The 20,724-nt window shown below is 37.8% G+C and carries 21 protein-coding genes; 15 read left to right on the forward strand and 6 right to left on the reverse strand.

Translation table 11 applies throughout. The features are described from left to right. Positions 1 to 17 precede the first annotated feature (17 nt). The 3 genes from FHY47_RS03935 to plsY all read right to left on the reverse strand — a co-directional run bounded on the left by FHY47_RS03935 (position 18) and on the right by plsY (position 2,699). A complete protein-coding gene (locus FHY47_RS03935; RefSeq protein WP_066103940.1) occupies positions 18 to 308 on the reverse strand; it encodes a HesB/YadR/YfhF family protein in 291 nt (96 codons plus the stop codon). Positions 309 to 642: 334 nt separating this feature from the next. Then, positions 643 to 1,782 (reverse strand): CapA family protein, encoded by a 1,140-nt coding sequence (locus tag FHY47_RS03940; RefSeq protein WP_066103938.1) that lies wholly within the window; start codon positions 1,780 to 1,782, stop codon positions 643 to 645. Between the two features lie 308 nt (positions 1,783 to 2,090). Beyond that, positions 2,091 to 2,699 (reverse strand): glycerol-3-phosphate 1-O-acyltransferase PlsY, encoded by a 609-nt coding sequence (plsY, locus tag FHY47_RS03945; protein WP_066103936.1) that lies wholly within the window; start codon positions 2,697 to 2,699, stop codon positions 2,091 to 2,093. A gap of 171 nt (positions 2,700 to 2,870) precedes the next feature. Here plsY and FHY47_RS03950 point away from each other — a divergent pair, with 171 nt between their 5' ends. From FHY47_RS03950 to FHY47_RS03965, 4 genes are all read left to right on the forward strand, one after another. Beyond that, positions 2,871 to 3,281: a CoA-binding protein gene (locus FHY47_RS03950; protein ID WP_148629687.1), complete on the forward strand. Its 411-nt coding sequence runs from the start codon at positions 2,871 to 2,873 to the stop codon at positions 3,279 to 3,281. 337 nt (positions 3,282 to 3,618) lie between these two features. After that, positions 3,619 to 5,586: a DNA topoisomerase IV subunit B gene (parE, locus tag FHY47_RS03955; RefSeq protein ID WP_395940464.1), complete on the forward strand. Its 1,968-nt coding sequence runs from the start codon at positions 3,619 to 3,621 to the stop codon at positions 5,584 to 5,586. Next, entirely contained in the window at positions 5,580 to 8,015 is a 2,436-nt protein-coding gene (gene parC, locus FHY47_RS03960; RefSeq protein ID WP_148629689.1) for a DNA topoisomerase IV subunit A, read from the forward strand. Before parE ends, parC begins: the two co-directional genes overlap by 7 nt. A gap of 147 nt (positions 8,016 to 8,162) precedes the next feature. Then, positions 8,163 to 8,918, forward strand: coding sequence for a hypothetical protein (locus FHY47_RS03965; RefSeq protein WP_140461426.1), 756 nt, complete (start codon positions 8,163 to 8,165; stop codon positions 8,916 to 8,918). 227 nt (positions 8,919 to 9,145) lie between these two features. Here FHY47_RS03965 and FHY47_RS03970 read toward each other — a convergent pair whose 3' ends face one another. Continuing rightward, the gene (locus tag FHY47_RS03970; RefSeq protein WP_148629690.1) at positions 9,146 to 9,565 is read right to left on the reverse strand and encodes a F0F1 ATP synthase subunit C; all 420 of its coding nucleotides are present in this window, start codon (positions 9,563 to 9,565) and stop codon (positions 9,146 to 9,148) included. Positions 9,566 to 10,025: 460 nt separating this feature from the next. Between FHY47_RS03970 and FHY47_RS03975 the strand changes: the two genes are divergently transcribed. From FHY47_RS03975 to FHY47_RS03990, 4 genes are all read left to right on the forward strand, one after another. Beyond that, the gene (locus FHY47_RS03975) at positions 10,026 to 10,943 is read left to right on the forward strand and encodes a nucleoside hydrolase (RefSeq protein WP_139891974.1); all 918 of its coding nucleotides are present in this window, start codon (positions 10,026 to 10,028) and stop codon (positions 10,941 to 10,943) included. A 170-nt stretch (positions 10,944 to 11,113) separates the two neighbouring features. Continuing rightward, positions 11,114 to 11,563 (forward strand): staygreen family protein, encoded by a 450-nt coding sequence (locus FHY47_RS03980; protein WP_139891973.1) that lies wholly within the window; start codon positions 11,114 to 11,116, stop codon positions 11,561 to 11,563. An 81-nt stretch (positions 11,564 to 11,644) separates the two neighbouring features. Continuing rightward, complete coding sequence (locus FHY47_RS03985) at positions 11,645 to 12,205, forward strand: YcxB family protein (protein WP_148629691.1); 561 nt, start codon at positions 11,645 to 11,647, stop codon at positions 12,203 to 12,205. Next, on the forward strand, positions 12,202 to 12,699 hold the full coding sequence (locus FHY47_RS03990) for a metallophosphoesterase family protein (RefSeq protein WP_139891971.1): 498 nt from the start codon (positions 12,202 to 12,204) through the stop codon (positions 12,697 to 12,699). Before FHY47_RS03985 ends, FHY47_RS03990 begins: the two co-directional genes overlap by 4 nt. 48 nt (positions 12,700 to 12,747) lie before the next feature. Here the strand turns inward: FHY47_RS03990 and FHY47_RS03995 are convergent, their stop codons facing one another. Then, positions 12,748 to 13,770, reverse strand: coding sequence for an HAAS signaling domain-containing protein (locus FHY47_RS03995; protein ID WP_066103916.1), 1,023 nt, complete (start codon positions 13,768 to 13,770; stop codon positions 12,748 to 12,750). Continuing rightward, the gene (locus FHY47_RS04000) at positions 13,757 to 14,104 is read right to left on the reverse strand and encodes a PadR family transcriptional regulator (RefSeq protein ID WP_139891970.1); all 348 of its coding nucleotides are present in this window, start codon (positions 14,102 to 14,104) and stop codon (positions 13,757 to 13,759) included. The genes FHY47_RS03995 and FHY47_RS04000 overlap by 14 nt, the downstream gene beginning before the upstream one ends. Before the next feature lie 406 nt (positions 14,105 to 14,510). On the opposite strand from FHY47_RS04000, the gene FHY47_RS04005 reads away from it, so the two are divergent. The 7 genes from FHY47_RS04005 to FHY47_RS04035 all read left to right on the forward strand — a co-directional run bounded on the left by FHY47_RS04005 (position 14,511) and on the right by FHY47_RS04035 (position 20,642). Then, on the forward strand, positions 14,511 to 15,062 hold the full coding sequence (locus FHY47_RS04005; protein WP_066104338.1) for a site-specific integrase: 552 nt from the start codon (positions 14,511 to 14,513) through the stop codon (positions 15,060 to 15,062). 131 nt (positions 15,063 to 15,193) lie between these two features. Continuing rightward, on the forward strand, positions 15,194 to 15,694 hold the full coding sequence (locus tag FHY47_RS04010) for a hypothetical protein (protein WP_066103913.1): 501 nt from the start codon (positions 15,194 to 15,196) through the stop codon (positions 15,692 to 15,694). A gap of 303 nt (positions 15,695 to 15,997) precedes the next feature. Next, positions 15,998 to 16,276 (forward strand): hypothetical protein, encoded by a 279-nt coding sequence (locus tag FHY47_RS04015; RefSeq protein ID WP_139063816.1) that lies wholly within the window; start codon positions 15,998 to 16,000, stop codon positions 16,274 to 16,276. 39 nt (positions 16,277 to 16,315) lie between these two features. Beyond that, positions 16,316 to 16,594 carry an alpha-amylase family glycosyl hydrolase gene (locus tag FHY47_RS04020; RefSeq protein ID WP_148629692.1) on the forward strand — a complete coding sequence of 93 codons (279 nt, stop codon included), beginning with the start codon at positions 16,316 to 16,318 and terminating at the stop codon, positions 16,592 to 16,594. A gap of 442 nt (positions 16,595 to 17,036) precedes the next feature. Beyond that, the gene (locus FHY47_RS04025) at positions 17,037 to 18,350 is read left to right on the forward strand and encodes a sugar ABC transporter substrate-binding protein (protein WP_148629693.1); all 1,314 of its coding nucleotides are present in this window, start codon (positions 17,037 to 17,039) and stop codon (positions 18,348 to 18,350) included. An 85-nt stretch (positions 18,351 to 18,435) separates the two neighbouring features. Continuing rightward, positions 18,436 to 19,737, forward strand: coding sequence for a carbohydrate ABC transporter permease (locus FHY47_RS04030; protein WP_148629694.1), 1,302 nt, complete (start codon positions 18,436 to 18,438; stop codon positions 19,735 to 19,737). After that, positions 19,734 to 20,642, forward strand: coding sequence for a sugar ABC transporter permease (locus tag FHY47_RS04035; RefSeq protein WP_148629695.1), 909 nt, complete (start codon positions 19,734 to 19,736; stop codon positions 20,640 to 20,642). The genes FHY47_RS04030 and FHY47_RS04035 overlap by 4 nt, the downstream gene beginning before the upstream one ends. The last annotated feature ends 82 nt before the right edge of the window (positions 20,643 to 20,724 follow it).

Consider the following 20,724-nt stretch of genomic DNA (forward strand, 5'->3'; position numbering starts at 1 on the left):
ACAGGGGATTTCTGTTCTTATTTGCTATAGGAGAACGTGGGCTCAGCCTTCTGTTCGTCAAAGGTTATATTGAGGTTATTTCCGTCAAAATACCATATATCATCCTCATTAATAAAATAGGTGATTCCATCCTTTAATAAGGTAACAGTGGCTTGTTTTCCTTCCTCTTTGCTGATTCCCAAAGAAAAGCCTGATTGTATAGGGCTATAGCCTCCATAACGGGGAAAGAACCGAAGGCAGTCGCCTTTTTCAAGTTCCAATTCTGCTTTATACCATGCAGCTGATTGCTCATCGATTGTAATTTCCATGTTTGAATCCTCCTGATATGTTTATTGGCAGATAAAGGTGAGCTATCTAACTACTGAATACTACCATTATGACATAATTTTAATAAGATAACGATTGGTAACACTCAGTAAACAAAAGGGTGTATCACTAGAGTGGTTTAAACTGTTTCAATTCCCACTTTTTATTCGGTGGAAAATTCATCTCTGATAAAGACTCAGTTGCTGTTAGATTATTATTATAATACTCTATAGCCCTTATCCATCTCTTTTAATCTTTTTCTCTCCTAAACTTGAAAAAGAAAAACTGTCCCAATGCAAATTAAGCAAATTTGGAACAGCTCGTTAGTTTAAATTCTTATTTTATGGATGGATGGCTAAGCATAAAATCAGTCAATTTTTCTTTATCGATCTTTTCCTGTCCAAATACATCTTCACTTCCAAACGTATTTATTCTGTAGTCACGGTCGTTTTGATTAGTTACATAGGTTGGAGAGAAGTTTACGTTAGTTACTTCGGTCTCAGTTCCCTTAGCTGACCATTCTTTACGAACGCTAATGGTAACCATACCGCCAATATCTTTATAGTTATTTTTTTGGGCGGAGATGAAGTTTCCTAATGAATAGACAACTAATGTTTTTTTCTGATTGGATTCTATCCATTCAATTGGTTGAAGGACATGCGGATGATGCCCAATAATAATATCTGCACCTGCATTAGACATTAATTTTGCCATTTTTCTTTGTTCATCAGATGGGTTTCTTTGATATTCCAGTCCCCAATGAGCATTAATGAGTATAAGATCCACTTTATCACGTAAATCCTTGATATCTTGTGAGACTTTTTTACCATCTAAGTAATTGACTAAATAATCTTTTCCATCCGGAATAGGAATCCCATTCGTTCCATATGTGTAAGAGAGAAAGCCGATGTTAATACCATTTACGTTCATGATGCGGTCTTGTTTGGCATCCTCTTCATTCTTATGAATTCCTACGTAAGGCATATCAATTTTATTGTAATACTCGATTGCACGCAGAATACCTTTTTCACCTTTATCGAGGGAATGGTTATTTGCTAAGGTTACGAGGTCTATTCCAACGTCTTTTAAGGTGTCCGATATTTCATAAGGTGAATTAAATGTCGGATACCCCGATAACCCCAAGTCACTTCCGGCTGCAATAGATTCCTGGTTGGCAATCGTAAAATCTGGGTTGCTTAGCATGTCTTTTACAGGTGCGAACATATCTGAGAAATCATAACCAGAACCAGTATCTGCATCTTCATATACCTTATCATGCAAAAGTATATCTCCGATGGCTCCAATTTCAGCAGTAGAATGGTAGTTACGTTCAGATAAGAAAACTTCCCTATTATGGGTTAAAGCTACGTTTTTTTCTTCATAATTATTGAAAATCTCCTGAGTGTTTAGATATATAAGTATACCTATAGCTGCGGTAATGATTAAAAATGATAGGAGGGCTATTTTTTTCTTCATTCTTCACCTGCTTAGTAAATTTTTCTAAATATGAGTACATATTTTTAATATATTCCTACATGTATATTGACACTTTTTAGATTAAAATGCAAAATAAGGTATTTTTCTGGTTTCATATGACTGATAATTTTATACTAAATTATCCGATCGTTTAATCCTATTAGGTAATCAGTCGATAGAGGTCGAGCTTTGTTGTTTGAATATGAGATGAGGTTTTCGGAGGAGAATATTGCTTTTGTATTCTGTTTAGCAAAAATAAAAAAGACTGTTTTTGGACCACTAATCGTGATTCCAAAAACAGTCTTATATCATCGTTTAAACAAATTAACCTTAGGTTCTGTTTTATTAATAATACGTTTGATATTAGCGCGATGGCGATAGAAGATAAATCCTGCCAGGAAGATAATTAGGATTAACATGGAAGGATCTCCGCTAAACATGGCATAAATAAGTGCCACAACTGCAATCAACATAGAAGATAAGGACACAATTTTAGTTAGGTATAAGAATACAAAAAAGCATGCAACTAGAATCACAAATAAAAGTGGATCGTATCCGAGCAAAATACCTCCGGATGTAGCTACAGCTTTACCGCCTCTGAATCCGGCAAATATAGGGTACATATGGCCGATAACCGCCAATAAGCCGCATATCAACGGAATAGCAATCCAACTTGGCCATTGATCAGCTTGTATATTAAATATGTATGGCAATAAGGTGGCCAAAGTACCTTTTAAGATATCTATAGTTGTAACGATAATTCCGGCTTTTTTCCCAAGTGTCCGGAATGTATTGGTTCCTCCTAAGTTTCCGCTGCCATGCTCACGTATATCAGTGTTATAAAAAACTTTTCCTATAATTAAGCCTGAAGGTATTGAACCTAGCAAATAGGCCAATATAAACAAAAAATATAACATATAAACAGTTCCTTTCTTACACTACTGGTTAATATATTTTAACATGTACCTGCAAAAAGAAAATAAAAAAATTATTTTTATTAACTTCCCTATTCTGCGCTGACCGTTTATTCTATAATAGCCTATGGGTATACATAAGGATAAATTTTATTATCGAAAGGGGCTATATTCATGATAGAAAATCCAAGCAGAGATGAAATTGGTCTCCTCTTAAAAAAAGCGAAACGAATAGCTGTCGTCGGTCTTTCTGATAATCCGGAACGGACATCTTACATGGTATCTAAGGCCATGCAGGATAATGGATATGAAATTATCCCGGTCAATCCTACAGTGGATAGTGTTTTGGGTGTAAAGGCGGTTGCGACATTGAAGGATATTGAGGGGCATGTGGATATTGTCAATGTTTTTCGCCGATCTGAATATGTGATGGATCTGGCTAAGGAATTTTTGGAAATCGACGCCGATATATTTTGGACACAGCTGGGAGTTATTGATGAAGAGGCCTTCCAAATGCTAAAGGACAAGGATTACACCGTCATTATGGACCGTTGCATAAAAGTGGAGCATGCATTAACTAAATAATAAAAAATGGCCACCAATTGCTCGTAAATAGCTCATTGGTGGTTTTATAATGTTGTAGGTAATAAAAACTAATAGTTGTAAAAACACCGAAGATGATACCATAATTAAGATACAGGGACTTATTTTATTTGTTTTTTACAGGGACTGGAAGCTGGAATGTCTCGTATACATAACCTTTATCTAAACTTTATTTGCGAAACGAAAAATAATCTGTAAAAATAGAGCAATAGAGCTTTAGTGTGCTGTTTATACTATCAAGAACATTTGTTCTTGTTTAAGAATATGTATATAATAGAAGTTGTAACGTAAAGAGAGGGGTACATAAGTGGCAAAAAATATAAAACCTATTGACTATAACGAAGATGCCATCCAGGTACTTGAAGGATTAGAAGCTGTCCGAAAACGACCGGGAATGTATATCGGAAGCACAGACACACGAGGCCTGCATCATCTCGTTTATGAAATCGTTGATAACTCCGTGGACGAAGTATTGGCCGGACATGGGGACGAAATTATTGTAAAAATTCATAAAGATAATAGCATCAGTGTTATGGATAAAGGTAGAGGAATGCCTACCGGAATGCATAAATTGGGTAAACCGACTCCGGAGGTTATTCTAACCATCCTGCATGCAGGAGGAAAATTTGGTCAGGGTGGCTATAAGACGAGCGGTGGTTTACATGGGGTTGGTGCATCGGTCGTAAATGCTTTATCAGAATGGCTTGTTGTTACCATTAAGCGTGATGGTTTTATTTATGAACAGCGTTTTGAAAATGGCGGAAAACCTGTAACGACTTTAGAGAAAATTGGTAAAACCAACCAAACTGGAACAACCATTCATTTTAAACCGGATGAGAGTATTTTCTCTACCATTGTTTACAATCGTGAAACCTTAAGTGAACGCTTACGCGAATCTGCCTTTTTATTAAAAGGTTTAAAAATTGAATTACATGACTTACGTACGGATGAAAAAGATGTTTATTATTATGAGAATGGGATTGAGGCATTTGTTTCTTACCTAAATGAAGAAAAAGATACATTGCATCCTGTTGTAAGCTTTGAGGGGACTCATTCTGATATTGAGGTTGATTTTGCTTTTCAATTTAATGATGGATATTCGGAAAATATTTTATCATTCGTCAATAATGTCAGAACAAAAGATGGCGGAACTCATGAAGTAGGAATGAAAACTGCTGTTACACGTGCCTTTAATGAGTATGCACGTAAATCCGGTTTGCTGAAAGAAAAGGACAAAAACCTGGATGGTTCAGATATCCGCGAAGGATTGGCTGCTATCATTTCTGTAAGAATTCCAGAAGAATTATTACAATTTGAAGGACAGACAAAAAGTAAACTTGGTACCAGTGATGCCCGTTCTGCGGTAGATTCTGTTATATCTGAAAAATTATCTTATTATTTAATGGAAAATGCCGATATTGCGACATCCTTGGTCCGTAAGTCGATTAAAGCGGCTCAGGCCAGAGAAGCAGCCCGAAAAGCAAGAGAAGATGCACGCAGCGGTAAGAAACGCAAGAAATCGGAAGCGTTGCTTTCAGGAAAACTTACACCGGCGCAGTCCCGCAATCCATTGAAGAATGAACTATACCTCGTCGAAGGAGATTCTGCCGGAGGGTCTGCCAAACAAGGGCGTGATCGAAGGTTCCAGGCTGTTTTGCCTTTACGCGGTAAAGTTATTAATACAGAAAAAGCTAAGCTTGAAGATATTTTTAAAAATGAAGAAATAAACACAATTATTCATGCTGTCGGTGGTGGAGTAGGATCCGATTTCTCCATCGAGGATATCAATTATGATAAAGTCGTCATTATGACCGATGCTGATACGGATGGCGCCCATATCCAAGTATTATTGCTTACCTTCTTTTATCGTTATATGAAACCATTAATTGAACATGGTAAAGTATTCATCGCCTTACCTCCTTTATATAAAGTTAGTAAAGGAAGCGGTAAAAGAGAAGTTATAGAATATGCTTGGGATGATGACGAATTAGAAGGTACCATTAAAAAGGTTGGAAAAGGATACATGCTTCAGCGATACAAAGGTCTTGGAGAGATGAACGCAGACCAGCTATGGGAGACGACTATGGATCCAGAACAACGTACCTTGATCCGTGTACGCATTGATGATGCGGCACGGGCAGAGAGACGGATTACCACATTAATGGGTGATAAAGTAGAACCAAGGCGTAAGTGGATTGAAGCCAATGTTGCTTTTGGTTTAGAAGAAGATGGAAATATTTTAGAAAATGAGAACTTAACGGTTGCTGGTGAGGAGGAAGTATTATGACAGCAGAGAAATACCGCGATCTCCCTCTTGAGGATGTGATTGGCGACCGCTTCGGCCGATACAGTAAATATATTATTCAAGACAGGGCATTACCGGACGCACGAGATGGATTAAAGCCGGTTCAACGAAGAATCCTTTATGCCATGCATTCGGATGGTAATACCAATGACAAACCATATAGAAAGTCAGCCAAGACAGTCGGTCTGGTCATCGGTAACTTCCATCCTCACGGTGACTCATCTGTTTATGAAGCCATGGTCAGAATGAGCCAGGACTGGAAGCTTCGCCGTGAATTAATTCAGATGCATGGGAATAACGGAAGTATTGATGGGGATCCTCCGGCAGCCATGCGTTATACGGAGGCACGTTTATCCTCTATTGCAGGCCAGCTTTTACGAGATATCGAGAAGAAAACAGTCGATTTTGTACCAAACTTTGATGATACAGCTGAAGAGCCGATTGTGCTGCCGGCTAAATTTCCAAATTTGCTTGTAAATGGTTCAACTGGAATCTCAGCTGGTTACGCCACTGAGATTCCGCCACATAATCTTGGGGAGATTGTTGATGCTACCATCATGAGAATCGATAATCCGGATTGTACAGTTGATGAGCTAATGACTGCTGTAAAAGGACCTGATTTCCCTACAGGTGGGATCATTCAAGGGGCAGATGGAATTAAAAAGGCGTACGAAACAGGTAAAGGCAAAATTGTCATTCGAAGTAAAACGGCGATTGAAACTTTACGCGGTGGCAGACAGCAAATTACGATAACTGAGCTTCCCTTTGATGTAAACAAAGCTAATCTTGTTAAAAAAATTGATGAATTGCGCCTTGATCGTAAACTTGAGGGTATCTCTGAAGTAAGAGATGAGACCGACCGTACAGGTTTACGGATTGTCATTGAGTTAAAAAAAGAAGTAGACTCTAATGTTATTCTTCAATATTTATTTAAAAATACAGATTTGCAAATTACATATAATTTCAATATGGTTGCCATTCATAAGAAACGTCCGCAGCTTATGGGCATAAAAGCAATGCTGGATGCCTATATTGATCATCGCCGTGAAGTGATAACAAGGCGCTCTGAATTTGATTTGGCAAAAGCTCGTGATCGTCAGCATATTGTTGAGGGACTTATCAAAATGATTTCCATTCTTGATAAAGTAATCGCAACAATCCGTGCGTCTCTCGATAAAAAAGATGCAAAAGAAAACCTAATAAAGGAATATACATTTACAGAGGCACAAGCAGAAGCGATTGTTTCCCTTCAGCTCTACCGATTAACGAATACGGATATTACGGCATTGGAAAACGAAGCTGAAGAACTACGTAAAAAAATTGAAGAGCTGACAACTATCCTTGGCAGTGACAAGAAGTTAATGGCAGTTATTAAAAAAGAACTAAAAGAAGTTAAAAAGGATTTTTCAGATTCACGTAGATCTCTAATAGAAGCTGAAATTCAAGACATTAAGATTAATCTTGAAGTTCTGATTCCAAGCGAAGATGTTATTGTTACGGTCACAAAAGAAGGGTATATAAAACGGACAAGCTTACGATCTTATACTGCTTCAGGCGGCCAGGATTATGGAATGAAGGAAGGAGATAGGCTCCTTCATAAGCTGGATATGAATACAACCGATACCTTGTTGTTGTTTACAGATAAAGGTAGTTATATTTACTGTCCGGTTCACTTACTTCCTGATATCAGATGGAAGGATACTGGTCAGCATATCAGTAATATCGTACCGCTTGATAAGAATCAGAATCTATTAAAGGCTATTCCAGTTTCTGATTTTGAAAAAGGATCGTTTTTATTATTTGTTACGAAAAATGGATTAGTTAAGAAGTCTGAACTTGCACTATATAAGGCAACGAGATATTCAAAACCTTTAACAGCTATTAATCTTAAGGGAGATGATCAGGTTGTGGATATCCATCAAACAGATGGAAATCAAAACATCTTCCTGGCTACTTCTATTGGGTATGGATTGATGTTCCCTGAAAGTGAAATTCCAACTGTGGGAGCACGTGCTGCCGGTGTTAAAGGCATAAATCTCAAGGACGATGATTATATAGTTGCAGGGAAAGTTTTTGCTGAAACTGATTCATCTATGATAGCGTTGATCACACAGAGGGGCGCTATTAAGAAAATGAAACGAAGCGAGTTTGAAATGACTTCCCGTGCAAAACGAGGAGTTGTTATGTTGAGAGAGTTGAAGAAAAACCCACATCGAGTAGCAGGAATAGAATTTGTAAACGATGTTGATACTATTGTGATTTTGTCGGAAAAAGGCATGATAGAAGAAGTTGCATCCTTCCAATTACGACCTAGTGATCGCTATTCAAATGGTTCGTTCTTTATGGATGAAGGCGAAAATGGACCAATCGTTGAAACATGGGTTAAGACTCCCGAAGTATCAAATTCATAGCTTCAATGTATTTCTATCCAAAAAGCTGTAAACAGGATCATCTGTTTACGGCTTTTTTTCTTTGATTTTCATCAGTTATATGCATAATTAAGTTAAATTCCAGGCAATCTATAATGAATAATCCTATACCTGGGAGTTGATGAGTATATGATGAAATGGATTAATCATTTTATAATTTTTTCGATAGTTGGGTGTTTGCTTCTGCCAGTATCCATAGATGCTGCAAAAAAAGATGCAAAAAGCCAGGAAGTTGAACTTGGTTCTTATAAAGTGGATGTGACAGGAGACGGGAAGAAGGATCAAGTATATTTATATGGTAATCCTTTTGATCAGGAGACAAAGTATTACAAGGAATTCAAGTTGGTAGTAAAAACAAAAAAGGGAACTAAAAAGGAAACGATTCAAGGAGGGTTTAAGCCTGCCGTTAAGTTTCTCGATCTTAATGACGACAGTACATTGGAAGTTCTGATGGAGATTCCAACAGGGGGTAGCGGAGGAGTTAATGATTATTATGCCTTTTGCATCTATAATAATAAAATTGAACTGATTGAGCTCCCCGAAACATTAAATATCAACGGAGCATTCAAAAATAATTATCAAGCCACTGTGATGGTTCCAGAAATGAATAAATCCTACTTAATTGATTTAAAAGATCATAAAAAGAAGTATGATAAACTCGGGGTTTATCGAAAAGGGAAATTAAGTGAACCATCTGAAACATTAGTAAGTGAATACAAATCCTTAAAGGTAAAAGACATTGATAAAGATGGTCATAAGGAATTGATAGGCATTCAGCAAATTTCCGGCGCATCCGTGGTTGATCGAATCGCTGAGGTTCGATCAAGCTGGGTATATAAAGAAGAACAATGGGTGCTAAAGGATGTTCAAGTGGTGCCAAATTAAAACCTTATCCCACGATCTACGATTTCCTTTTGAATTTAATGAGTGAGCGTGTTTAACAGGATTTATGTTTAAATGAAAAAAGTCTCCTAGTCGGTAGGATTACGTATCCTTTTCGACTAAGGAGGCTCTTTTTATTGCGGAAATTGCTGATATAAATTAAATTGCCTTTTTATACCGCTGACAACCAGTTTTAGGATATCTTCTGAGAACATCTCCAGCTTGCATATTTATGAATTCATGACAGTAAAACAAGCTACAACAGCTATGGTAGGTATGGCTAATACTAAAGTGACACCCATCATGGTGAGAGTCTTTATTGCTAATTTCAAGTCCCCTGGGGTATTCAAATCATTCGTTATTTCAGAGGATGTACCATAGATGAAGATAATATTAAGAATTGTAACTGCACCTACTATGATAAGGGGTAAAATAACATCAGAAGTTGAAGAGGATAGGTTAATAAAGCCAAAAATGATTAAAATAATGGGAATAGCCTCTACAACAGCTACTTTGATGAACATCTTAGTTTGAATGTTTACTTTTCTTTCTGGGCCATTGACCAATTCCTTGATTGCTGTTCGAACAGCCCAGCTAATGCCAAATGTTGCGATAACAGCAGCTAAAACAAAATAATAAAGAGCTTCCATCAGTAGTACCACCTCAATCAATTATTTTTAAAATAGTCCTATATTAAAAAATCATTCTATTAATAGAATATCACTATTGGATATATTTGTAATGCGATAATCGTTATAGCGAAACAAAATTATTACCTAGCTATTATTTTATATAATGTATTACAATCTAGATCAAAAGTAATTAAAATAGTATATAGATGTAAATCTAAGTAAAAATAGTCAATGATATCACAGTATATGATTAGAATGAGGGGATTTATTAACTGGAAGATTAACTATTTATTAATGATACATATTCAACTCTACGATAAAAATAGTATGATAAACCACTTTCTCGTTTAATTTCGTGTGATATTTTGAAAAAGAGATTTTTTCGTTTAATAAATATCAGATGGTCAACTCATGGCATTACATGCAGCTATCATCATACTGGGAAAAAGTATACTTCAGGAGCAGAGGAGAGAACATAATGAAATCGGTTATCTTAGACGTAGATACAGGAATAGATGACGCATTGGCTATAGCTTATGCCGTTCATTCACCGGAATTAGATATAATAGGTATCACTGCGTGTTTCGGCAATATTCCTGTTGAAGAAGCAGTAAGAAACTCGCAAATCGTTCTAGAAAAATTGGGTCGTTTTGATATCCCGGTGTATGCCGGTGCGTATGAATCTCTTAGGCGTGGACCGCGAAAAGTATATGCTCGTCATGTACATGGTGAGGATGGTCTTGGAAATGTACTTAATGGAGAGAAGCCCAGTGAAATACCAGAGGTCCATGCAGTTGATTATCTGATTGAGCAGGTGAAAAACAACCCTGGTAAAATTACTTATATCTGTGTAGGACCGCTGACAAATCTTGCGCTTGCCCTCCAAAAAGCGCCTGAGATAACTGCTATGTTTGATGAAATCATCATCATGGGAGGAGCGGTTTTCTGTAAAGGAAATGTAACGCCGCATGCAGAAGCAAATATTCATTGTGATCCTGAAGCAGCTGACCTTGTTTTCCGCTCTAATCTACCGCTTTTCCTTGTAGGACTTGATGTAACCATGCAAACCCTGCTTAAGAAGGAGGAACTAGCAAACTGGCGGAAGAAGGAAGATGAACTCGGTTCCTTTTTGGCAGACATGACAGAGTTTTATATGGACTTTTATAAGAAGGCCACTCCTGGCATCAAAGGTTGTGCCCTGCACGATCCACTGGCTGTTGGAGTAGCAATTGACAAGAGCTTCGTCACACTGAAGACAGAACCCATCTCGGTGGAGCTCGAAGGAGAAAGGGTAGGGGAAACCTGTCCCAGTGGAAACGAAAGGCCGCTTGTTCATGTATGTGTAGAAGTGGACGAAAAACGTTTTGTAGAACATTTTTTAAATAGAATTATTTGATGTTATATAAGTGGGTAAAGAGCTATATGACTGTGAAGGTAAACATCTGGTTTTAACATACCAGTTTACGAGTAAGGAGAAAAATAGCGATCTATTTCATTTGCACCATTTTTAGGCTGATGTCATAGAATAGTAAAAAAAATCTTCTTATTTAAAGGAGTGTTTCAGATATGTCCTTCCAGACAGAACAATTGAGTGTGACCTATATTCCGCCGATAACCCCTTCAGGACCTTTAGAGGGTAGAAAATATACATTGACACATTCTGACTTAACCGGACAGTTGTTTTTAAGCATTGGCTGTGAGATTGATGCACTGAACATCAACTGGGAGATGCGGGATGAAGTTGTAGCTGATTGGCGTATGTTAAACGGACAATTTGTCCTAACAGTTTACATTCATATTAGTAAAGGTGAATTTGATGAACAAAAGGCCCAATCACGTTATGATCATTTTGTAAAGATGATGCCTGTAGCCTTACATGCAATTGTACATGGTGATCAAACGTTATTTGCTTACTATCCATGGTTGCTCGATAGCCCCATTTATGTTCAGTTTTCTTCTATTTATCCGGAATACAATAAGATTGAGTATTATGGGACGGTCCGACATTATCAATGATAATGTCGGCTGTCCTTTTTGTTTGCTGTAATTACCTGTTACAATGAAGTTGAAATGAAATAGAAGATGTGAGGGAGTAAAATGCAATTAACATATGATCTTAAGCTGACTGATGTAACCAATTTTTATCTCCACATGAACAAACAATCTGAAATAAGCAATCGGAGAATGAGAAATAGACAACTAAGATTATTTTTGATCACTTTATTTATTTCACTAATCCTGCAATTGCTATATTTTCGACCTACTACACCTATTTACTATTTGATCAGCTTATTCATTGCACTCTTACCGGTACTTTTTTATTCATTCTATTTAGAGAGAATAATCAGAAGGAAGTTTAGAAAATTTCATAAAAATAGCAGGGAGCCTAATCTATTTGGTACATACCGCTTATCCATCGGAAAAGGCGGATTAACAGAGATGATTGATGGTGGGTATGAGGTACTCTATGAATGGAAAGATATTAAACAAATTGAAATGCTGAAAAATTATATTTATATTTATACGAATGCCATTCATGCTGTTATTATTCCGGTAAGGGTGTTCGGTACATTAGACGACTGTACCTTTTTTCTGAATGAATTGAAGAGATATATAAAGGAATCAACAAAGCAAAATATCGAGGTGAATCATCGATGAAAATCATTGTGATATCAGATACCCATATGCCCAGAATGGCAAAAGGACTTCCACCGCGTTTAAAGGAAGAATTGAAAACAGCTGATCTTATTTTACATGCTGGTGATTGGCAAACGAAGGATGTATACGATGAACTGCTATCCTATGCACCCGTTGATGGTGTTTGTGGCAATGTCGATGGAAAGGATCTGATTGACCAACTTGGATATCAAAAAATTCTCACATTAGATGGATATCGAATTGGTTTGGTACATGGGCACGGTAAGAAAGGAACTACAGAGGGAAGAGCAATTGAAGCATTTAGCGGAGAGGAACTGGATCTAATTATTTTTGGACATTCTCATATCCCTGTTAATAAAGACATAAATGGGACAATTCTATTTAACCCGGGTTCTCCGACAGATAAAAGACGCCAAACTGAATACTCATTTGGGATTATTCGGATTGAAAAGAGTTTATCGGTTGAGCATGTGTTTTATAAAAATAAGAGATAAGTGTAAAACAAGAAGGATACAGCTTTATCAAGCCTGCATCCCTCTTGTTTACTTTTTCTTTTTTTGCTGATTTTTAGTAGTCTTATAGGCTTTATAAAATGCAAAGCTGCAATCATACACAGATATTAAAATAACAACTGCTAATGTGATGGCTATAATACCTGATGGTAATGTTCCATTTGTAGATTTTTCAAATAATAAATTGAAGCGTTCGATAAAATCGCTATTGTATAAAGTAGTGTCATACAGCATTTTATAAAGGATTGCTATAACAAATGCGCTTTGGACTGTATAAAATATAGCGATATGGTAGGTCCATTTACCCATCATGTATTTCAATCCCGCTAAACTTATTTCTAACACTGCCAAGGCAATTAAAAGGGGGATATACGTTTTCAGAACTTCTTGGTTAAACAAGGAGGCTTGCAAAACAAGCTCGCCATTAACGGTCTCATACCAGCCTAATAGATATTCAGAAAATAATAGAATTAGGATCCATATAATTGTCCAAATGAGTCCAAAGATTGCTTCCCCTTTGGATATTTGATACTTATGCTTTTGAACAGTCCGCCTCTGCAATTGGTCAGTGTTCCATTTTGGCTTTACAAGGGGGATGCTATTTGTTTTATTTGCAATTTTATCTATAAATATAAATGTAATGGTGACCCAGGTAAATACCTGAAATGCTGCCTGGAGGATTCCTATGATAGAATCTGTAAACATGTCAATTAGAAATGATACAACGGAGGAATAACTGGTATAATCCGTAATCCCGCTGACTATATGACCCAATAAAACCAAGCCCGCCATCAAACCAAAAGCTATTAGTAAGACCCGAATATAACTATCATAAAAAATCGGCCCTATAATATATCGGTTATTTCCGCTATAATCGGCAGCAAGAATTCTGGGGTCACCCAAGCTATTCAAAACGTTCTTTACATCATTTTCAGTATAGTTATGTGGCAGCATATCCTCAATATTCCCTTTGAGTTCCAGCGCAATCTCCTCTTTTGACTCTTCTGGTAGCCACTTTGTAACTTCATAAATATATATATCAATTAAACTCATCACATTCATCCTCTCTTAACAATTGTACCATCTGATTAGACGTTTCAGACCATGCTTCCTTTAATTTTTCATAAATCTGTTTGCCATTGTGGCTCAATTGGTAGTATTTTCTCTGTCGATTTCCATTTAACTTCCAATCGCTAACCAGTAAACCTTGCTTTTCTAATCTTCTCAATAAAGGATAAAGTGTGCTGGGATCAATAGTAACATTTTTTTCTTCAAGGGATTGAACGAGTGAGTATCCATATTCGGGTTTTTGTAATTGACTTAAAACTGCCAGAGTAAGTGTACCTCTTCGCAATTCGATAATGAGAGATTGTATGAGTTCATCCAAAACACCTTCACCTCCTAATTCTATAATAGTGTATGGCATACAGTATTGTTAAGCAAATAATATCCAAAAATTGTTACAAGAAGAGTCAAAAAACGACCTTCATAATTGGGTTTTAAGGTCCTCTTTTTTAATTCCTAAGGTGTTTGTATTCTAAACGTTTTTTGTCGAATGTAGGCGATTTATAGCCTTTTTGGGAAATGTGTAGAATTATGATGGATTTTACCATCAATAATTAGAAAATTCCGAATGTAACAAAGGACTTGAATTGATACATTCGAAAACTGATTAAATCAAGGTTTACAGAAGGTGTGGAATTGAAAAAATCTTGTGTTTGAATGGCCTCTTCACGTACAATAAGAGATGGGAAGAAGGGGGACTGGCAAAAGTGGTTACAGCAACAAAACGAATTAAAAATGTACAGCCTATTCGCCGGCTTGATCAAATAGAGGCCATGAAAAAAGCATTATTACGCTATTGCAGTTATCGGGATTATATAATGTTTACAATTGGGATCAATATTGGGCTGAGGATAGGGGATTTATTGCAGCTACGGGTAAAGGATGTATTGGATGGAACGCATATTGTCATTATTGAACAGAAGACGGAAAAAACGAAAAGGTTTCTGATTAATCCGCACTTGCGAAAAGAAATTAAAAAATACGTCAAGAAAGAAAAACTTTCAAAGGACGATTATTTATTTCCAAGCCGTAAAGGAAATGGACCAATTACGAGGGTTCAGGCTTACCGTGTGTTAAATAAAGCAGCCGAAATGGCAGATATTCAGGATGTAGGGACACATACTCTACGTAAGACATTTGGTTATTTACACTACCAAAAATTCAAAGACATTGCATTGCTGCAGCAAATTTTAAACCATTCCAACCAAAAAGATACGATGATTTACATAGGATTGACACAGGATTTAATGGATGAAACTTTAATGGATTTCTACTTTTAACCAATTATTTACGAACCAACCACCTCTAGAATGGTTGGTTTATTTGTACAGTTAAGCCAAACCTGTCATAATTAAAAGGCATAAAATCCCAATAATAGGATGACAAATACTTTTGATAGGCGGGAGAACGAATGACTAAAAAACAAGATAAGAAAAAATCAAAGTGGCTATCTCTTTTAATATTAATAGTAGGTATATTAGCAGCTGGAGTGATTGGTCTTACTGTCTATTATCATTTGAATGATCCATCTAAAGAAGCAATGGATCAATTAAAGAAAAACCCTCCAAAAAATATATCGAATCAAGAAAGTGTGTTAATTGCTGAATATCACGCTAAATACAATGATTTAACAGGCTATGGCAGTATTGAAGAATTAGATATGTCAGAAGCCAAGAGTTTATCAGCCATACTTGAAAAAGATACGAATGAAATAATTAGCCAGGGGATAGAAAATAAAAAGGTATCGGAAGATTTTAAACAAATCCACGCAATTGCCAAGGCGACCAAAAATAAAGCAGACAAAGAACAGATTCGATTAATACATCGTTATTTTCATGATCTAGATATTGCGATTAATCAGTATAATGATACGAAGGATGTATTTGGGGTGACTAAGACTCTCGGTAAGTAAGTCTCGTGATTTAATGTAGATATTGTAATAGACAGAGAAGAAAATAAATTTTTGATTAAACGCTTAACTTATACAGTAGACATTTTAAAGATAATAAGGATAGACAGGCATAGATAATTGCTTGTCTATCCTTTTGTTTACTGACTTCTAACTGCATAAATAAAGTTCCTGATACTCAAGCGATGAAAATTTCGTCAAAAAACGTTGTGAATTCTCAACATTCTTAAACTATGGATATACGATATGGTAAAATGAAAAATTGTTAAAAAAATAGTTTTCTGATATCCATGTTTCCTTCATATAATGAATGGGAGCGGGGTTTCTTGGGTATTACGGGAAGAGACGTTTGCCCGCTTTGCCATCATGACGGTTGGGGGAAGACAATGGGGGTGTTTGGCGGAAGTAGACAAATGGGTAGGAGAAAAAGAGGATATTTCAATATCATTTTTCTGCTCGAACGCCTGGGGTTATGGAATCGAGGGGATGGGGGGAGGACTGAATATGCCTTTGAAGCAGACTCTGCAAATGGTAAAAGGGACTGTAGGATCCCGGGTCGAATGCTTTGCTTTCGGAAAATCATGACCAGCCGAGAAGCTTCAGCACCTGGGTAAATGACGAGTCATGGCGCAGAGAAAGTGCCCAAGCACTCAGCACCTTGTTTTTGGAACCACGTTTATTTATGACGGGCAGGAAATCAGCATGACAAATATCCACTTCGCGACCATTGAGCAGTACAACGGTGTGGGCATGAAAAATTTACACAATATTGAAATATGGCAAGGGCGATTTATACGAGGAGATCATGCAGATCATTGGAAAAATGGAAGAGACAATTCTCGAACATTAGTACAATGGGATGATACTCATCAAGCGGGAATTACAACGAATAAATCTGCTTAGTTTGACATCAATCCCAACTACTCTCATGCTAATGTGTTCAATCAGAAAAAGGATACGCAAAGTATTTTCACGTACTACAAACAGATGATTCAACTCCGAAAAACCAACCTCTTATTTGTGTTTAGAACTATGACATATCCACCACGTACCACAACTGTGAATTTATACCTATGCCGAACCTTCGGGGACGAGCAGGTGGCGAGTCTGGTCTAATTGGCTCTCCAAGAATGTACCATTGTGATACAGGAAGAACTGAATGTACCCGTTAATGGTTATTTTTGAAAGCGTTTTCTAAAGGTGCCGCTGGATTAACTTTTGTTCGTATGAGGAAATGGTCTATCAGAAACGAAAGTAAAAAAAAGTGTGTATCGCAAAAGCACTTACAGCTTCTGTTTCATTAATTTTATACTTGGTACAAAAATTCCCACATAGGAGGTTTCACATGATCAAGAAAAGAATAGTTGGTATATTGGCATCCGCCACCCTATTGGCAGGAATATTGGCGGGATGTTCGGAAGATGAGACGAAAAAAGCAACCACTGAAACAAAACCCAAGGAAACCACAAAAGAAACACTCAAACCTGAAGATGGAGCAACCCTGATTATTTGGGACAACGGAGCGGACGAGGGCGCCTGGGCGACCTATGTCGCAGAGCAATTCACGAAAAAATACAATGTGCCTGTTGAAGTACAAGAAGTGGGACACACAGACGCAGCAGGAAAATTGGAAACAGATGGGCCAGCTGGCTTAGGTGCCGATGTTTTCAACTCCGCCCATGATCATTTAGGAAAATTGGTGAAAGCAGGTTTGGTATATGACAACTATTATGCCGATGACTATCAAGACATGTTCTTGGAAGCAGCGGTAAACGGGACAAGTTTTGTGGATAAAGATGGAAAAAAGAAAATGTTCGGCTATCCCATCTCCATTGAAACATATGCCTTGTACTACAATAAAGACATCGTAAAAGAGGCACCAAAAACATGGGATGACTTGTTCAAAACAGCTAAAGAATTCCAAGCAACTAGCAAAGGAAAAAATCAGAAATATGGTTTTATGATGGAACCAGGTAACTTTTATTACACACATGCTTTTCTATCTGGTTATGGCGGTTATGTATTTGGAAAAGAAGACACCGATCCAACGGATCTTGGTGTTAACAATGAAGGAGCCATCAAATCGGCGGAATTTATGAAAAAAATCAACAAAGAATTGTTACCGATGAAAAAAGAAGACATTACAGGTGATGTGATTTCCTCTTTCTTCAATGAAAGTAAATTAGCCTACCGAATTTCAGGTCCATGGGATGTTAAAAACCATCAAGATGCTGGTGTGAACTTTGGAATCGCTCCACTTCCAATATTGGATAACGGCGAAACGCCAAAATCCTATTCAGGCATCAAAGCGTACTATGTAAACAGTTATTCCAAATATCCCAAAGCAGCAACTCTTTTAGCTCAAATGGCTTCCAGTGAAGAAATGCTCTTAAAAAGATACGAAATGACAGGCCAATTGCCACCAGCGACTTCGCTCCTTGAAAACGAAACCATCAAAAAAGATGAAGTGTCCATGGCTTTCTTGGAACAGGCGAAAAATGCTGTGCCGATGCCAAATATCCCTGAAATGCAAGCTGTATGGGGACCAATGGAAACGGCTTACACATCCATCTGGAATGATGGAACCGACTCGAAAAAAACGTTTGACGCAGCCAAAGAACAAATTGAAGATGCAGTGGCCACTCAGAATAAAAAATAAAGAGTTCATCTATCAAAAGAGCCGATATCCAGCTAGTGAGATATTGGTTCTTTTTTCTAAGAAGTGAAAAGGAGGTTAAAAACAAATGAAAACACATGCCAAGAAAAGCTTGATCTTTTCTTTGCTGCTTATGGGACTTGGGCAATTGTACAATCGACAGTACATCAAAGGGATCTTATTTATCTGTATGGAGCTATACCTTGTAGTGTTTTGGACATTACCGTTTCGAAATGCTATGTGGGGGTTGGCCACATTAGGGGAAACGGTGCAGACCCGTGTGGGATTTGAAATTCAGCAAGGGGATCACAGCATCTTCTTGTTAATCGAAGGAATCATCTTTTTAATTTGCGGATTGTTCTTTGTATGGATGTATTATTTGAATGTGAAGGATGCTTGGAAAGTCGGACAATGGCGAGATCAAGGGGGAAAACCAAACTCATTCAAAGAAACCCTCCGTGTCTTAATAGATAAAGGATTTCCTTACTTTTTGCTCACACCATCCATTGTATTCACGGCCTTTTTAACCATCTTGCCTCTGATTTTTGGAATTGCGATCGCTTTCACAAACTATTCAGGACCGAACCACTTGCCGCCTGCTTCTCTAGTGGACTGGGTGGGATTTCAAACCTTTGTGGACTTATTTAACTTGAAAACCTGGAACCGAACGTTCATCGGCGTCTTCGGATGGACGATTCTTTGGGCAATTTCAGCCACGGTTACCACGTTCTTTGCCGGAATCTTATTTGCGGTTCTCTTGAATTCAAAGGGAATCAAATTCCGGAAATTTTGGAGAAGCATTTATATCTTGCCATGGGCGATTCCTTCGTTCGTCAGCATTTTGATCATGAGAAACCTATTCAACGGGGAATTTGGACCTATTAACCAATATTTAGAAGTCATTGGACTATCCAGTATCCCATGGCTTAGCGACCCGATGTGGGCGAAATTCGCGCTTGTCATGGTGAATGTCTGGTTTGGATTTCCGTTCTGGATGGTCTTGATGAGCGGCGTCATGACGAGCATAGATCGTGAATTATATGAGGCGGCGCAGGTGGATGGGGCAAACGGGAAGCAACAGTTCTGGAAAATCACCATGCCGATTGTCATGTTCTCTACCGCCCCCTTACTTATCATGCAGTTTGCTGGGAATTTTAATAACTTTAACCTGATTTATCTCATGACGAATGGAGGACCTGTGAATGTGGATTACAGTTATGCAGGCTCCACAGATATTTTAATCAGCTGGATTTACAAACTGACCCTCGACCAAAGCCAATTTAATATGGCAAGCGTTGTGAGCATCCTGATCTTCATTGTTATTGCCATCATTTCGGTTTGGAACTTCAGACGAACGAAAGCATTCAACGAGGAGGACATGATGTCATGAAACAAAAAACACGTGAACGAATTTCATTCGTGTGGAAACATTTTCTGCTTCTCGTGGTGGCCATCTTCGTGCTTTATCCGGTTGTATGGATTCTCATGGGAAGTTTGAATCCTGGGGATTCCCTATTCAGTGCACAGCTTCTTCCTGGGATGGAATGGGGTCTCTTTTGGGAAGGGGTTCGGAGTTTTGATTTCGCTCAAATTGCCCAGTCCGTAAAAGGAATCCGTTTATCCTTAGATCATTTTGTCTATTTGATTCAGAAAACCGAGTATGTGACATGGTATAAAAACACCTTAAAAATAGCACTATGGAACATGGTCATTTCGACCTTTTTAGTGGTCACAGCTGCCTATGCGTTTAGTCGATTCCGCTTTCCAGGCCGGAAAGAAGGAATGATGGCTATGTTGATTCTGCAAATGTTTCCCGGATTTATGGGGATGATTGCTATCTATATCCTGCTTTTACAAATGGGATTATTGGACAATCACTGGGGACTCATATTGGTTTATGCAGGCGGATCCATTCCGTTTAACGCCTGGCTTGTGAAAGGATACTTCGATTCCATGCCTCGCAGTTTGGAGGAAGCTGCGAAAATTGACGGAGCAGGTCATTTCACTATTTTCTTTAAAGTGATGATGCCATTGAGCGTTCCAATTCTCGTCTTCGTAGCGGTTTCGAACTTCATCGGTCCGTGGATGGACTTTATCTTTGCTCGACTGGTTTTACGATCCAATGAAAATAAAACCTTAGCGATTGGGTTGTTTGAGATGGTGACGGGACGAGGAAACACCGAATTTACGACATTCGCGGCTGGAGCAGTGCTTGTTGCACTGCCTATCACGATTCTCTTTATGGCGTTCCAAAAATACATGGTAGAAGGGTTGAAGGCTGGGGCGAATAAATAAGCCCCAAGCCCCCTTACGATGGCAGGTATTTAGAGAGCAAAAATTGTTCGGCATTTAGTAGAATCACGAAAGAACATGATCC

The organism is Bacillus sp. E214, from assembly GCF_008087365.1.
Taxonomy (GTDB): Bacteria; Bacillota; Bacilli; order Bacillales; family Pradoshiaceae; genus Pradoshia.